Origin of the sequence: Bradyrhizobium sp. U531 (assembly GCF_051710265.1) — a bacterium.
Classification (GTDB): domain Bacteria; phylum Pseudomonadota; class Alphaproteobacteria; order Rhizobiales; family Xanthobacteraceae; genus Bradyrhizobium.
Genome location: NZ_JASVEN010000002.1, coordinates 522,927 through 537,549 on the forward strand (window position 1 = coordinate 522,927; position 14,623 = coordinate 537,549).

The following is a 14,623-nucleotide window of genomic DNA, read 5'->3' on the forward strand; positions in this document are numbered from 1 at the left end:
GATGGGCCTTTCATTGGGACGTGCGAGACCGTTGCCGCGCAAGGCGCGCGGCTTGGGCCGTCGATGGAGGTTGAAGGAGCGCCGCGCGGTTTACGCGCGGTCGCTGTAGGCGAGCTTGACGATGTGGTCGCGGATGTCGGTCGGCCAATCCGCGATCAGGCCGGTGAAGCGTCGCCGGTCGTCCGCAAACAAGGCGCGCGAAGCTTCCTCGAACTGCGGCAGGTTGCCTGCCATGGTCGACATGAAGTGATAGGCCGCATCGCGCGCCTGCCGCTCGCGGTCCTTGTCGCCGCTCGCGCGCCTCGCCTCGTCGACGAGCTTGCGCAACGCGACGGAGGCGCCGCCCGGCTGCGCGCCCAGCCACTCCCAATGTCGCGGCAGCAACGTCACCTCGCGCGCGACCACGCCGAGCTTCGGCCGGCCGCGCCCGCGCGGCTCGCTCGGTGGCGTGCTCTCCTCAGCCGGCGGCGGGACGAGCTTCGCCAGCCGCGCCAGCACCTCGCGGTCTCCGCCGCGCAGGTCGAAGTCGATCGATCGGCCCGTGGCGTCCTCGAAGATGATGATGGGCGCGTCCGGCTGCAGCGCCACCCGCTTGACGACCAGCGCGACCTCGCCGGCCGGCCCGGATACCAGGCGGTGCCGCCCCTGGAAGGCGGTGAAAGTCTTCTGCATTGGAATCATTGCCATATTGACGACGTTGGGGTCATTTAATACCCGGGTAAATTATCGAGGTCAATATACCCGGGTGAAAATATCGCAAGCCTGGCTCGACATTGCGTTTCCGGGCTGGCACGAACGCGCGGCCGACTGACCACGCCTAGCCACCACGCTGCCTTGGGGACCTCACCGATGCTGACCGTTCACCACCTCAATAATTCCCGCTCGCAGCGCGTGCTGTGGCTGCTCGAAGAGTTGGGCGTGCCCTACGAGATCGTGCGCTATCAGCGTCAGCCGGACATGCGCGCGCCGAAGGAGCTGCGCGCGATCCATCCGCTCGGCAAGTCGCCTGTCATCACCGACAACGGCAACACCATCGCCGAGTCCGGCGCGATCATCGAATATCTCGTTGCAACCTACGGCAACGGCCGGCTGATCCCGCCGCCGAACACGCCGGAGCGGCTGCGCTTCACCTATTGGCTGCATTACGCCGAAGGGTCCGCGATGCAGCCACTGCTGCTGAAACTCCTGTTCACGCTGATGCCGAAGCGCGCGCCGGCTCTGCTTCGTCCGCTGGTGCGCAAGGTCTCGAACCAGGCGTTGACCACGCTGGTCAATCCGCAGCTCAAGCAGCACATGGATTATTGGGAAGGCGAGCTTGCGAAGAGCGAGTGGTTCGCCGGCAACGAGTTCACCGCCGCCGACATCCAGATGAGCTTTCCGCTGGAAGCCGCACAGGCGCGCGGCGGGCTCGAGCAGGGCCACCCCAAGGCGATGGCATTCCTCGAGCGCATCCACGCCCGGCCGGCCTATGCGCGCGCGCTGGAAAAGGGTGGACCGTACCAGGTGGGGCGGTAGTTCGTTTCACCGTCATTCCGGGATGGTCCGAAGGACCAGACCCGGAATCTCGAGATCCCGGGTTCGGTGCTACGCACCGCCCCGGGATGACGATTGTGGCTAGTGCGCGTGCAGCACGCGTCCGCGCGTCTCCGGCAGCGCGAAGGCGGCGATGAAGAACAGCGTGTAAGCCACCACTGCGAAGATCGCGATTGCATTTGCAAGCGACGTCGACGCCGACAGTGAGCCGACGAGGAACGGAAACAGCGCACCGATGCCGCGGCCGAAATTGTAGCAAAAGCCCTGGCCGGAGCCGCGCAGTCGCGTCGGATAGAGCTCGGTCAGGAACGCGCCGATGCCGGAGAAATAGCCGGAGGCGAAGAAGCCGAGCGGGAAACCGAGCAGCCACAGGATCTCGTTGGTGAGCGGCAGCTGCGTATAAAGCAGCACCACCGCGATGGCGCCGATCGAGAAGATCAGGAACAGATTGCGCCGCCCGATCCGGTCGGCTAGCCAGGCGCCGGTGAGATAGCCGATGAAGGAGCCGATGATCAGCGTCGACAGATAGCCGGTCGAGCCGACCACCGACAGATGCCGCTCCTTGGTCAGGAATTGCGGCACCCAGAACGTGATGGCGTAATAGCCGCCCTGGCAGCCCGTTGCCATGAGCGAGGCCAGGATCGTGGTCTTCAGGATCGGACCGGAGAAGATCTCCCAGAGCGCCGGGCGATTGCCGCTCGCGGCGTGCCTGGCGCGGGCCTCGGCGGCGATCTCCGGCTCGGTGACGGAGCGGCGGATGTAGAACACCAGCAGCGCCGGCAGCGCGCCGATCACGAACATCCAGCGCCAAGCCGTCTCCGGCGGCAAGGCCGAGAACAGGATCGCCTGCGACAGCACCGCAAGACCCCAGCCGACGGCCCAGCCCGACTGCACCGAGCCGACGGCGCGACCGCGATATTGCGGCCGGATCGCCTCACCCATGAGCACCGCGCCCGCCGCCCATTCGCCACCGAAGCCTAGGCCGAGCACGGCGCGCGCGATCAGGAGCTGCTCGAAATTCTGCACGACGGCGCAGACCAGCGAGAAGAACGAGAACCAGATGATGGTGATTTGCAGCGTCCGCACCCGTCCGATATGGTCGGAGAGATAGCCGCCGAGCCAGCCGCCGATCGCGGAGGCGAGCAGCGTCACCGTGCCGGCGAGGCCAGCGGACGCCGCATCGACCCTCCACAGCGCGATGATGGTGCCGATCACCAGCGGATAGATCATGAAGTCCATGCCGTCGAGCGCCCAGCCCGCCGCGCAGGCCCAGAACGTCCGCCGCTCCGGAACGTTCATGTCGCGATAGAAAGCAAGGAGGCTGGTGTCTTCGATCTCGGTGCGTTCGATGCGCTGGTTCGGATCGGTCGTGGTCATCGGCATTTCCCCGCGTTTCTTTGGTCGCGGTGGTAGCACGCGCCGTGGTGCGCGCAAGCCTTCGGGCTATGCAGGGATGCAGCTACTGCCCCGCTGCTTCCGCGCCCCGTGTGCGGGGGTCGGGCGCACCCAGCGGCCCGTTCGGCGACACGAGAATCGAGTTCGCCGACGTCTGGCCCATCGGCTCGACGATCGTGTGACCCATCGCCTTCAGCCCGAGCAGCACGTCGTCGGGAAAGCCCCGCTCGATGCGCACTTCGTCGGGCAGCCATTGGTGATGCAGCCGTGGCGCCGCGACGGCGGCCGCCACGTCCATCTTGTAATCGAGTACGTTGACGACGACCTGCAGCACGCTGGAAATGATCCGGCTGCCGCCGGGTGAGCCCGTCACCAGCACCGGCTTGCCGTCCCTGAGCACGATGGTCGGCGACATCGAGGACAGCGGACGCTTGCCCGGTCCGGGAAGATTGGGCTCGAAGCCGACGAGACCGTAGGCATTGGAGGCGCCGACGGCGGCGGTGAAATCGTCGAGCTCGTTGTTGAGCAGCACGCCGGTGCCTTCGGCAACCAGGCCGACGCCGTAACTGAAGTTCAGCGTGTAGGTGTTGCTGACGGCATTGCCGCGGGAATCCACGACGGAGAAATGCGTGGTGTTGCTGCCCTCGCGTGGCGAAGGGGCCGCGGATGCGAGCTCCTTCGACGGGGTGGCGCGTTCGGCGGAGATGCCGGTGCGCAGCTTGGCCGCGTAGTCCTTTGCAATCAGCGTATCGATCGGTGCTTTGACGAAAGCGGGGTCGCCGAGATAGCGGGCGCGGTCCGCATAAGCGCGCTTCATCGCCTCGATCAAAAGATGCAGCGACGCCGGCGAACCCTGCTTCAAATCGGCGAGTTGGAAGCCCTCGAGGATGTTGAGCGTCTCCACCAGAACGACGCCGCCGGACGAGGGCAGCGGCATCGAGACGATGTCATAGCCGCGATAGGTGCCGCGCACCGGCGTCCGGATCACGGCCTGATAGGCCTTCAAATCGGCGGGCGTCATGATGCCGCCGGCGTCGCTTACGGCCTTGGCGAGCTCGTCAGCGACCGGCCCCTCGTAGAAGCCGCGCGGCCCCTGTGCCGCGATGGCCGCAAGGGTTTCGGCGAGATCGCCCTGCATCAGCCTGTCGCCCTCGCCAAGTGGCGCGCCGTCAGGCCGCGAGAAGATCTTGGCCGAGGACGGCCAGCGTGCGAGCCGCCGGTGCCAGGCCGGCAGCGTATCGGCGATGTCCTCGCCCACAACGAAGCCGTCGCGGGCAAGCGCAATGGCGGGCTCGAGCAATTGCGCCAGCGTGAACTGGCCGGAGCCGTATTTCTCCAGCGCCAGGGAAAGACCGGCAACGGTGCCGGGTACGCCGACGCCGAGCGCGGAATCGCGTGACTTCGCCGTATCGGGCTTGCCGTCGGCGCCGAGGAAGATGTCCGGCGTGGTCGCGGCCGGCGCCGTCTCGCGATAATCGATCGTGATGTCTTCATTGCGGTCGGCGGAATGGATCACCATGAAGCCGCCGCCGCCGATATTGCCGGCGCGGGGATAAGTCACGGCCATCGCAAAGCCGGTCGCGACGGCAGCATCGACTGCATTGCCGCCGCGTCGCAGGATGTCGGCGCCGATTTGCGCCGAGATCTTCTCCTGCGCGACCACCATGCCGTGTTCGGCGGCAACGGCGCGCACGGTGTCGGGCGTCGCAGGAATATAGGCCCGCCGCGCATCTTGAGCGGTCGCGGGCGGAAGACCAAATGCCAGAGCGGTTATGAAGGCGAAAAATGTCCGCCGAGTCAGATATGACGACATTATCAAACTTCCGCCACGGCGTCGGACCAGTTCACACGCCTCGCTGCAATGCTATACGGTCTGCCCCAAGAGAGGCAAAACTGTTCGTGATGAGGACTGCTTGATGACGACGATCGCTCCCGACGCGCGCATGGCCGGTGCGCCGCGGACTTATCCGCCGCGCGCCGCCGTCGTCAGCTGGATCTTCTTCGATTGGGCGGCTCAACCCTATTTCACGCTGATCACGACCTTCGTGTTCGCGCCCTATTTCGCCACCAGCATCGCGCCCAATCCCGCCGCCGGCCAATCGCTCTGGGGATTTGCGATGGCGGCCGCAGGCCTTGCGATCGCGCTGATGTCGCCGGTGCTCGGCGCCATCGCGGATGCGTCGGGCCGAAGGAAGCCGTGGATCGCGGGTTTCGGCGTGCTGCTTGTGCTGGCGTCCAGCACCTTGTGGATCGGAAAGCCCGGCGATCAGGCCATCATTCCGCCCCTGCTCACCGCGGTCGCGCTCGCGAGCGTGGGAGCGGAATTCGCCACCGTCTTCAACAACGCGATGATGCCGACGCTGGTGCCGCCCGAGCGGATCGGACGGCTTTCCGGCACCGGCTGGGCCACCGGCTACATCGGCGGCATCGTCAGCCTGATCATCGTGCTCGGCTTCCTCGCCGCCAATCCCGAGACGGGCCGCACCTTGCTGGGTTTCACGCCGTTGTTCGGGCTCGATCCGGTCAGCCACCAGGGCGACCGCATCGTCGGACCGCTGACCGCAGTGTGGTTCGTGATCTTCGTGACGCCGCTGTTCCTGTTCACGCCCGACTACCCGGCCAAGCGCCCGCTGCGCGAAGCGCTGCAGGAAGGGCTCTCGGAGCTGAAGCAATCGATCAAAAGCTTGCCGCAGCAGAAATCGCTCGCGGCGTTCCTGCTCGCCAACATGATCTACACCGACGGGCTGGTGTCGCTGTTCGCCTTTGGCGGCATCTATGCCGCGGGCACCTTCGGCTGGCACACCATCCAGATCGGCACATTCGGCATCATGCTTGCGTTCACCGGCACGTTCGGCGCCTGGCTCGGCGGCAAGCTCGACGATCATCTCGGACCGAAGCGCGTCATCGCCGGCAGCATGCTGCTGTTGTTGCTGTCCGTGGCGGCGATCCTCCTGGTCGACAAGGATCATGTGCTGTTCGTCGAGGTCGCGCCGCCGCTGCCGGGCGCTCCCATGTTCTCGAGCGCGGCCGAGCGCGCCTATCTCGTGCTGGGCTGCCTTATCGGCGCGGCCGGCGGCCCGCTGCAGGCCGCCTCACGCACGCTGCTGATCCGCCTCGCGCCGAAAGACCGCATCGCGCAGTATTTCGGCCTGTTCGCGCTGACCGGGAAGGTGACGTCCTTCATCGGACCGCTCCTGATCGGCGTGATCACCGCGGCAACGGCGAGCCAGAAGGCCGGCATGGCCGTGCTGGTGGTGTTCTTCGTCGCCGGGCTCGGGCTGTTGATGCGGGTGCGGGAGTAGCCGCAACACGCAACTCTATCCTCGTCATTGCGAGGAGCACTTGCGACGAAGCAATCCAGACCTTTCCTTGCGGAGACAGACTGGATTGCTTCGCTTCGCTCGCAATGACGGCGGTGGCAATTAGTGCCTGAAGTGCCGCGTGCCCGTGAACACCATGGCGATGCCGTGCTCGTCGGCGGCCTTGATCACCTCGTCGTCGCGCATCGAACCGCCGGGCTGCACCACGGCGGTGGCGCCGGCTTCGATACAGGCAAGCATGCCGTCGGCGAACGGGAAGAACGCATCGGAGGCCACCACCGAGCCCTTGGTGAGCGGCTCGGCGAGCTTCAGCTCGGCTGCCGCATCCTGAGCCTTGCGTGCCGCGATCCACGCTGAATCCACGCGGCTCATCTGGCCCGCGCCGATGCCGACGGTGGCAAGGTCCTTGGCGTAGATGATGGTGTTCGACTTGACGTGCTTGGCGACGCGGAAGGCGAACTTCAGGTCGCGCATTTCGGCATCGGTCGGCGCGCGCTTGGTCACGACCTTGAACGTCATGTCGTCGACCACGGCGTTGTCGCGGCTCTGCACGAGCAGGCCACCGGCGACCGTCTTGGCGGTGAGGCCGGCCGCGCGAGGATCGGGCAGGCTGCCGGCCAGCAGCAGGCGCAAATTCTTGCGCGCACCGATGATCGAGATCGCCTCTTCGCTGGCATCGGGCGCGATGATCACCTCGGTGAAGATCTTGGTGATCTCGCGCGCGGTGTCGGCGTCGAGCGCGCGGTTCATCGCGATGATGCCGCCGAACGCCGACGTGGAATCGCAGGCCAGCGCCCTGCGATAGGCCTCGACGAGGTTGGCGCCTTCCGCGACCCCGCAGGGGTTGGCGTGCTTGACGATGACGCAGGCCGCGGTGCGCTTGGTGTCGAACTCGCCGATGCACTCATAGGCCGCATCGGTGTCGTTGATGTTGTTGTAGGAGAGCTCCTTGCCCTGCAGCTGCCGCGCGGTCGAGACGCCCGGGCGCTTGTCGGGCGTCGCGTAGAACGCCGCGGTCTGGTGCGGGTTCTCGCCGTAGCGCAGCGACTGGATCAGCTTGCCGCCGAAGGCGCGGAAGTCCGGCGCGTCGATCTCGAGCTGCCGGTTGAACCAGTTCGAGATCGCGGCATCGTAAGCCGCGGTGCGGGCATAGGCCTTCGCTGCAAGCCGCCGGCGCAGCTTCAACGTGGTCGCGCCCTTGTTGGCGGCGAGCTCGTCGAGTACGGCCTTGTAGTCGTCGGCCTCGACCACGACGGCGACATCGTCATGGTTCTTCGCGGCGGCGCGGATCATCGCGGGGCCGCCGATGTCGATATTCTCGATGCAATCCTCGAAGCCGGCGCCCTTCTCGACGGTGGCTTCGAACGGATAGAGATTGACGACGAGCAGGTCGATCGGCGCGATGCCGTGCGCCTTCATCGCCTCCGCATGCTCCTTGTTGTCGCGGATCGCGAGCAGGCCGCCATGGACTTTCGGATGCAGCGTCTTGACGCGACCGTCCATCATCTCGGGGAAGCCGGTGAGGTCGGAAACGTCCTTTACCTTGAGGCCGGCCGCGGCGATTGCCTTGGCGGTGCCTCCGGTCGAGACCAGCTCGACATCATGCGCGGCAAGTGCCTTGGCGAACTCGATCAGGCCGGTCTTGTCGGAAACGGAGAGAAGGGCGCGGGTGACGCGGCGGGGATGGTCAGTCATGAGCAAGATCCTCTGTCTTAAGGAGTGTCTATGCCCAGGCGCGCGGCGGATATGTGTCGCGCTTCCCGATGGTGCTCCATCCAAGGTCGCCAGTCGCGCGAACGAGCGCTCGATAGCAGCTTTTGGGCCTCGTCTCAACGGGTAGATGGGGCCGAATTGCGCTTGTTTACAGCGGAAGTTCCGGCTCGCGCCGGGCGTTGCGGCGGGCATTGGTGACCGCCGGAGATGCGGTCGAGCGGACAAAACTCCAGCGGATCGAGGGCGCCTGGCGGGCGTCCTGCCGGATCACGATCTGGGCGGTGCGGCGCGGGCCGTCATTGCCGGCCAGGAACACGCTGTCCTCGAGGTCGACCTTGTCGTCGAGCGCCTCGAAGGTCCAGACATCGCGGTTCGGCAGCACCAGCATGACGCCGCGCGCGTCCGACAGCCGGCTCGCCTTCACTGCGGGATGCAGATGAAAGCGCAGCGCGAAATCGGCATCCGCGCCCTTAAAACGCCCGCCCTGCGGCGGCGACAGCGTGTCCTCGCCGTCGAGACGTGCGCCGTCATTGGCCATCATCAGCACGCGGCGATGGATCGCGCCGAACTTGGCGAGATAGCCGTCATGCGAGGTCGTGAGCAGCGTGCCGTTCTGCACGATCTCGCGATAGCTCTCGACCTCGACCGGCCCGCTGGTGACGGGCGAGCCGTGCAACAGGCGCTTCATCGCCGACATTTCCACGAACTGGCATGAGGATGTCTCGTGATAAGTCAGCGTCGAATGCGCCGCGGTGCCGCGTGCGAACGGCCGCCAATTGTCGCGGCCCGTGGTCGGCATGCCGCAATTGGTGACGATGCGGCTGATGCCCGACGACAGCTCGAACGACAGGCAGCCGGCATGGGCATCGTGGCTGACGCCGGCGGGCGGCGGCGGGCCGGTGTCGATAATCACAGTGGTCGGGCCGGCGTCGAGGCGTTGGAAACCGGTATGCGGCATGTTCGCCATCGGCGCGCCGTGGGTGTCGTCATAGGCGAGCAGCGTGGCGAGCAGATCCGACGATGTCGCGCTCATGCCGTTGAACAGCGCGAAATTTCCGTCGCCATGCCGGAAGAAGCGCAGCATCGGCATCATGCGGTCGATCGCGTTGAGCAGCGCCGGCGGCGGCGCGATGTTGCGTGCGGCAAAAGTCTGCCGCAGCGGCAGCAGGTCGATCAAGAGTTCGATCAGCGCACCCGGATTGCGGGAGATGTGCCCGCCGTCGGGCAGGATCTGCCGCTGCAATTCGTCCGACAGCTTCTTCGAGGCGCTGCGGATGTGACGCGCCTGGTTGGCGAGGCACAAGGCCGCATAGCACAGCGCGATCAGTACCTGCAGTTTCGGCACCCCGTCCGGGATGTCGACCATGGTGTAGCGCAGGAAGCGGATCTCGCGTGCGAGCGCGCGCAGGTAACGGCGGTAGAACTTGTTGTCGGTCTCGTTGAGCACCAAAGGTGCCTGGGACAGCAGCGAGATCACGCGCCGGGCCAGCACGTCGGCGCGGCGTGCAACCGGGCGACGCTTGTTGGCGGGATTGGCGATCCAGTCCTCGATCAGCGCGCGCGCATTCGCCCGCGTCAGCGCGGTGTCGGCGGCGCGCAGATGGCGCAGCCAGCCGAAGCCGAGCAGCGCAACCTCCCAGTCCTCCGACGGCGGCTCGAGATCGAAGATCGAGCGGCCGTGGCAATTGACGATCTTGCCGGCGAAGACGAAGCGCCCGGCATAGATCTCGGCGGCGCGGGTCGCATCCGCGGTGCGCAAATCGTGCGGCGCGATGATGAGCCGATCGGTACGGCCGGGCCAGACCCGCGACAGCGCAACGGAGCCGCCGCTCGCGCGCGCAAGCATGTTCCGCGCGAAGCGGTTCATGACCAGCGTCGAGATACGTCTGCGTTGAGCGACCGACACGCCTTGCCTTGATTGGGGGAGAGGATTCCGACGAATCCTTATTAATCCCAAAATCGCCGGCCTGACACCACCCTGAACGGGACGAATCAGTGTCGGAGTTGCAAAAACCGGTGCAAAATCAGGATTTAACGAGCCGGCTTGCGAAGAATCCGTCGAGCCCGCCGAGCTTGGGATCGGCGTTCGGCAGATGGCAGGGCAAGGTGCGCAGATCACCATCGGCGGTGATGATTTCGTCGAGGCCGGAGACCTCCGAGGCGGTGATCGGCACGCGGCGAAGGGCGGGCTCCGAAGCCAGCAGCGCCGCCACGGCTTGCTCGCCTTCTTCAGGTTCCAGCGAGCAGGTGCAGTAGATCAGCGTCCCGCCGGGCTTGAGCAGCGACACCGACTTTCGCAGCAGCTTTTGCTGAAGAGCGGACAGGGCGGTGATGTCGGACTCCTGCCGTAGCCACGCGACATCGGGATGACGACGGATCGTGCCGGTCGAGGTGCAGGGCGCGTCGATCAAGATGCCGTCGAAGCCCTCGGCGGGACCAGCCCATTCCACGGCGTCAGCGACGACGGTCTCAGCCTGGAGCGACAAGCGCGCCAGGTTTTCGCGCAGGCGCGCCACCCGGGCGGGGGAGCGATCGATCGCGGTGACATGTGCGCCGGCTTGCGCCAGCTGCGCGGTCTTGCCGCCGGGAGCGGCGCAGAGGTCGGCAATGGACTTGCCCTTGACGTCGCCGAACAGCCGGGCCGGCAGCGCGGCGGCGGCGTCCTGCACCCACCATTGTCCTTCGGCAAAGCCGGGAAGCATCGTCACCGCGCCGTGCAGCAGCATGCGCACCGTTCCGGTCGGCAGCGTCTCGCCATGCAGGCGGCTCGCCCATTGCGCGGCGTCCGACTTCACGGTGAGATCGAGCGAAGGCTCGTGGCCGAGCGCCAGCGCCATCTCCCGCGCGGTCGCCTCGCCATAATGCGCGCTCCAGCGCGCGAGCAGCCATGGCGGCAGGTCCAGCGATTGCGTCGCGACCTCCTCGACCAGCGCCTTGCCCTCGCGCGCGCAGCGGCGCAGCACGGCATTGACGAGACCGGCATAGCGCGCGGCGCGCCGGTCGGACTGCACGAGACGAACGGAGAGATCGACGGCCGCATGATCCGGCACGTCCATCCAGAGGATTTGCGCCGCGCCGATCAGGAGCGCGCTCTGCGCGCGTGGCGCCTCGGAGGGGATACCCTTGTCCAGCAGGCGGGACATCACATGGCCGAGGGTACCGAGCCGGCGCAGCACGGTGGCGACCAGGCGGCGCATCAGCGCGCGGTCACGGTCGGCCAGCGTTTTCAGTCCGGGGTGGGCGCCGCCGCCGTCGAGCTGGTCGTCGAGCGTGCGGTGCTTGTGCAGCACACCGTCGACGATGTCGGCGGCAATCCGTCGTGCCGCAAGGCCTGGCACTTCGGACGGAGGGGCGAAACGTTGAGATGGCATGCGGCTTAAGGTTCTGAGCGAGCGGCAGTTCCGCCGCAATGGGCGCATGCCTTGAGAAACCGATCTCTGGCACGCGAATATGCCAAATGTAAGAATCGCTTCCGGCTTTTTCAGCCCTTTCGGGCCCGATTTCAGGAATGCGTAATTGGACGTCGCGCCGCAAGCCGTCCTGCGCTAGAAGGCCGGGCCATGAGTGACCAGCCGCCCGTCCCCGATCGCAAGCCGCTCTCGCCGGCTGCCCAGCGCGCGCTGGCCGAAGCCGAGGCGCGCCGGCAGGCCGCAGCCGCCCAATCCGAGGGCGAAGCCAGGGCGAAGGAGCTGCAGGGGCCGAAGGGACCCGAGCCCACCCGCTACGGCGACTGGGAGCGCAAGGGCATCGCCTCAGACTTCTGATTGATTCTCGGCCGGTTCGGCGACGCCTGTCCTGGACGCTAGAGGTAATTGTTGTCCCTGAGATAGCGGATGATGCGCTCGCAGGCCGCCTCGGTCGACAATTCCGTCGTGTCGATGGTGATCTCCGGCGATTGCGGCGCTTCGTAGGGCTTGTCGATGCCGGTGAATCCCGGGAGTTCGCCGGCCCTTGCCTTGCGATAGAGCCCCTTGGGATCGCGGCTTTCGCATTCGGCGAGCGGGGTCGCGACATGGATCTCGATGAACTCGCCGCTTTCGACCCGCTGACGTGCCAGCTCGCGCTCGCCGCGGAACGGCGAGATCAGCGCGACCAGCGCGATCATGCCGGCGTTGACGAACAGCGCGGCGATCTCAGCAGTGCGCCGGACATTCTCCGCCCTGTCCGCGCTGGAGAAGCCGAGGTCGCGGTTGATGCCGTGGCGGAGATTGTCGCCGTCGAGCAGCGCGGCATGGCGTCCGAGCTCGGCCAGCCTGCGGTCCACGAGATCGGCGATGGTCGATTTGCCGGCGCCGCTCAGCCCCGTGAACCACAGCACGCAAGGTCGCTGCTGCTTCAACCGCGCCCGCACGGATTTGTCGACGGCCAGCCGCTGCCAATGAACGTTGGTGGCGCGGCGGAGCGAAAGATCGATCATCCCCGCCGCGGCCGTGCGGTGGCTGATCGGATCGACGAGAATGAAGCTGCCCATGTCGCGGTTGTCGCGATAGGTCTCGAACACCAGGGCCCGGTCGAGGCTGAGATGGGCGTAGCCGATCTGGTTGGCATCGAGTGTTGCGGCGCTTTCCTGCGCCATGGTGTCGATGGCGATGCGGTGCTTGAGCGTCGTGATGACGGCTCCCGTCGAGGCCGTGCCGCATTTGAGCACATAGCGCCGGCCTGCAACCATGGCCTCGTCGTCGAACCAGACGAGATGCGCTGCCAGTTGATCCGACACCTGCGGTGCGGCCCCCGAGGTCAGCACGTCGCCGCGGCTGACGTCGATCTCATCGGTCAGTGTGAGCGTAACGGATTCGCCGGCCGCGGCGCGATCGCGCTCGCCCGCGGGCGTGAGGATGCGCGCGACGCGGGTCGGACGGCCCGAGGGCTGCACCGTGATGGTCTCGCCGGTCGCAATCGTTCCGCTGGCGATCCGGCCACAGAAGCCGCGGAATTCCGCGTTCGGCCGGTTGACCCATTGCACCGGCAGGCGGAACGGCCGCTGCGAGACGTCTCCGGCGACGTCGACCGATTCCAGATAGGAGGTAACGGTCGGTCCGGTGTACCAGGGCATCCGCGCGCTCGGAGCGACGATGTTGTCGCCGTCGGGCGCTACGACCGGAATGCACTGGACCTGCGAGATGCCGAGCTGCCCCGCCATGGTGAGGTATTCGGCCGTGATGGCCGCAAAGCGATCGCCGTCGAAGCCGATCAGATCCATCTTGTTGACGGCGAGCACGACGTGGCGAATGCCCAGCAGCGACAGGATGTGGCTGTGGCGCCGCGTCTGCGTGATCACGCCCTTGCGGGCATCGACCAGCACCACGGCGAGCTCGGCGTTGGACGCGCCCGTCGCCATATTGCGGGTATATTGCGCATGTCCCGGCGTGTCGGCGACGATGAAACGGCGCAGTCTGGTGGCGAAGAAGCGATAGGCGACGTCGATCGTGATGCCCTGCTCGCGTTCCGCCTGCAAGCCGTCGACCAGCAGGGCGAAATCGAGATCGCCGCCGGTGGTGCCGACCGTCTTGCTCTCGGAGGCGAGTGCGTCGAGCTGGTCGTCGAGCAGCGTCTTGGAATCGTAGAGCAGCCGGCCGACCAGCGTGCTCTTGCCGTCGTCGACGCTGCCGCAGGTGACGAAACGCAGCGTCGGACGGTCGTCCTGATCGAGCTGCGGCGCGTCGGAGGCGGCGATCGTGGGGGCCTCGTGATAGGACATCAGAAGTAGCCTTCCGCTTTCTTGCGCTCCATCGAGGCCGGACTGTCCCGGTCGATCATGCGTCCCTGCCGCTCGGAGGTGCGCGAGGCCATCATCTCCTGCACGATCTCGGGCAGCGTTGCCGCCGTCGACACCGTGGCGCCGCTGAGCGGGTAGCAGCCCAGGGTGCGAAACCTGACCGAGCGCCAGCTTGGCTCTTCGCCGGCAAGCAGCGGCATCCGTTCGTCGTCGACCATGATCAACGCGCCGTCGCGCTCGACCACCGGGCGCGGAGCCGCGAGATAAAGCGGAACGATCGGGATGTCCTCGAGCAGGATGTAGTCCCAGACGTCGAGCTCGGTCCAGTTCGACAGCGGAAACACCCGCATGCTCTCGCCGGGCGCGAGCATCGTGTTGTAGAGGCTCCACAGTTCGGGGCGCTGGTTCTTTGGGTCCCAGCGATGCGCCGCGCTTCGGTGCGAGAACACGCGCTCCTTGGCGCGCGACTTTTCCTCGTCGCGCCGCGCGCCGCCGATCGCGGCATCGAAGCCGTGGAGGTCGAGCGCCTGCCGCAAGGCCTGCGTCTTCATGACGTCGGTGTAACGCGCCGAGCCGTGGGTGAAGGGATCGATGCCCTGGCGCAATCCGTCATCGTTGGTATGGACGATCAGGTCGATGCCGAGCTCGCGCGCGCGGCGGTCGCGAAACGCGATCATCTCCCGGAATTTCCAGGTGGTGTCGACGTGCAGCAGCGGGAACGGCGGCTTGCCGGGATGAAACGCCTTCATCGCCAGATGCAGCAGCACCGATGAGTCCTTGCCGATCGAATACAGCATGACCGGCTTGCGGAATTCGGCCGCCGTCTCCCGCAGGATATGGATGCTCTCCGCCTCGAGGCGGCGAAGATGGCTGGCGGCGTGAGGCTGCTCGCCGCGGGCTCGCTGGGAGTTGGCGGAGTCGGTCGTCGTCGGGATATCCAGCATGC

Annotated in this window: 11 protein-coding genes and 1 riboswitch; of the genes, 3 read left to right on the top strand and 8 right to left on the bottom strand. The window is 66.5% G+C overall.

The genetic code is table 11. The annotated features are described in order from the left end of the window. Nucleotides 1-90: 90 nt before the first annotated feature. On the bottom strand, nt 91-687 hold the full coding sequence (locus QRQ56_RS14365) for a DUF2239 family protein (protein ID WP_438740876.1): 597 nt from the start codon (nt 685-687) through the stop codon (nt 91-93). 162 nt (nt 688-849) lie between these two features. Between QRQ56_RS14365 and QRQ56_RS14370 the strand changes: the two genes are divergently transcribed. Further along, the gene (locus QRQ56_RS14370) at nt 850-1,515 is read left to right on the top strand and encodes a glutathione S-transferase family protein (protein ID WP_063198664.1); all 666 of its coding nucleotides are present in this window, start codon (nt 850-852) and stop codon (nt 1,513-1,515) included. Nucleotides 1,516-1,614: 99 nt separating this feature from the next. Here the strand turns inward: QRQ56_RS14370 and QRQ56_RS14375 are convergent, their stop codons facing one another. Further along, a complete protein-coding gene (locus QRQ56_RS14375) occupies nt 1,615-2,910 on the bottom strand; it encodes an MFS transporter (protein ID WP_438740878.1) in 1,296 nt (431 codons plus the stop codon). An 82-nt stretch (nt 2,911-2,992) separates the two neighbouring features. Then, nucleotides 2,993-4,741: a gamma-glutamyltransferase gene (gene ggt / locus QRQ56_RS14380; RefSeq protein WP_438740880.1), complete on the bottom strand. Its 1,749-nt coding sequence runs from the start codon at nt 4,739-4,741 to the stop codon at nt 2,993-2,995. Nucleotides 4,742-4,844: 103 nt separating this feature from the next. On the opposite strand from ggt, the gene QRQ56_RS14385 reads away from it, so the two are divergent. Continuing rightward, nucleotides 4,845-6,230, top strand: a complete 1,386-nt coding sequence (locus tag QRQ56_RS14385) for an MFS transporter (protein ID WP_438740881.1) — start codon at nt 4,845-4,847, stop codon at nt 6,228-6,230. A gap of 120 nt (nt 6,231-6,350) precedes the next feature. Here QRQ56_RS14385 and purH read toward each other — a convergent pair whose 3' ends face one another. From purH to QRQ56_RS14400, 3 genes are all read right to left on the bottom strand, one after another. Beyond that, entirely contained in the window at nt 6,351-7,943 is a 1,593-nt protein-coding gene (gene purH, locus QRQ56_RS14390) for a bifunctional phosphoribosylaminoimidazolecarboxamide formyltransferase/IMP cyclohydrolase (protein ID WP_438740883.1), read from the bottom strand. A 25-nt stretch (nt 7,944-7,968) separates the two neighbouring features. Then, nucleotides 7,969-8,050, bottom strand: a riboswitch (ZMP/ZTP riboswitch). 59 nt (nt 8,051-8,109) lie between these two features. Then, complete coding sequence (locus QRQ56_RS14395; protein WP_438740885.1) at nt 8,110-9,828, bottom strand: heparinase II/III family protein; 1,719 nt, start codon at nt 9,826-9,828, stop codon at nt 8,110-8,112. A 157-nt stretch (nt 9,829-9,985) separates the two neighbouring features. Next, the gene (locus tag QRQ56_RS14400) at nt 9,986-11,332 is read right to left on the bottom strand and encodes an RsmB/NOP family class I SAM-dependent RNA methyltransferase (protein WP_438740887.1); all 1,347 of its coding nucleotides are present in this window, start codon (nt 11,330-11,332) and stop codon (nt 9,986-9,988) included. Between the two features lie 189 nt (nt 11,333-11,521). Here QRQ56_RS14400 and QRQ56_RS14405 point away from each other — a divergent pair, with 189 nt between their 5' ends. Further along, nucleotides 11,522-11,725, top strand: coding sequence for a DUF1674 domain-containing protein (locus QRQ56_RS14405; RefSeq protein WP_438740889.1), 204 nt, complete (start codon nt 11,522-11,524; stop codon nt 11,723-11,725). A 38-nt stretch (nt 11,726-11,763) separates the two neighbouring features. Here the strand turns inward: QRQ56_RS14405 and cysN are convergent, their stop codons facing one another. After that, nucleotides 11,764-13,659, bottom strand: a complete 1,896-nt coding sequence (cysN, locus tag QRQ56_RS14410; RefSeq protein WP_438740890.1) for a sulfate adenylyltransferase subunit CysN — start codon at nt 13,657-13,659, stop codon at nt 11,764-11,766. Next, entirely contained in the window at nt 13,659-14,621 is a 963-nt protein-coding gene (cysD, locus tag QRQ56_RS14415; RefSeq protein WP_438741476.1) for a sulfate adenylyltransferase subunit CysD, read from the bottom strand. The genes cysN and cysD overlap by 1 nt, the downstream gene beginning before the upstream one ends. Between the last annotated feature and the right edge of the window lie 2 nt (nt 14,622-14,623).

Bases quoted from the DNA above. Each gene is read 5' to 3' on its own strand.
- purH (WP_438740883.1), bottom strand. From the start codon at position 7,943: ATGACTGACCATCCCCGCCGCGTCACCCGCGCCCTTCTCTCCGTTTCC.
- QRQ56_RS14395 (WP_438740885.1), bottom strand. From the start codon at position 9,828: ATGAACCGCTTCGCGCGGAACATGCTTGCGCGCGCGAGCGGCGGCTCC.
- cysD (WP_438741476.1), bottom strand. From the start codon at position 14,621: ATGCTGGATATCCCGACGACGACCGACTCCGCCAACTCCCAGCGAGCC.
- ggt (WP_438740880.1), bottom strand. From the start codon at position 4,741: ATGTCGTCATATCTGACTCGGCGGACATTTTTCGCCTTCATAACCGCT.
- QRQ56_RS14400 (WP_438740887.1), bottom strand. From the start codon at position 11,332: ATGCCATCTCAACGTTTCGCCCCTCCGTCCGAAGTGCCAGGCCTTGCG.
- QRQ56_RS14370 (WP_063198664.1), top strand. From the start codon at position 850: ATGCTGACCGTTCACCACCTCAATAATTCCCGCTCGCAGCGCGTGCTG.
- QRQ56_RS14365 (WP_438740876.1), bottom strand. From the start codon at position 687: ATGGCAATGATTCCAATGCAGAAGACTTTCACCGCCTTCCAGGGGCGG.
- cysN (WP_438740890.1), bottom strand. From the start codon at position 13,659: ATGTCCTATCACGAGGCCCCCACGATCGCCGCCTCCGACGCGCCGCAG.
- QRQ56_RS14385 (WP_438740881.1), top strand. From the start codon at position 4,845: ATGACGACGATCGCTCCCGACGCGCGCATGGCCGGTGCGCCGCGGACT.
- QRQ56_RS14405 (WP_438740889.1), top strand. From the start codon at position 11,522: ATGAGTGACCAGCCGCCCGTCCCCGATCGCAAGCCGCTCTCGCCGGCT.
- QRQ56_RS14375 (WP_438740878.1), bottom strand. From the start codon at position 2,910: ATGACCACGACCGATCCGAACCAGCGCATCGAACGCACCGAGATCGAA.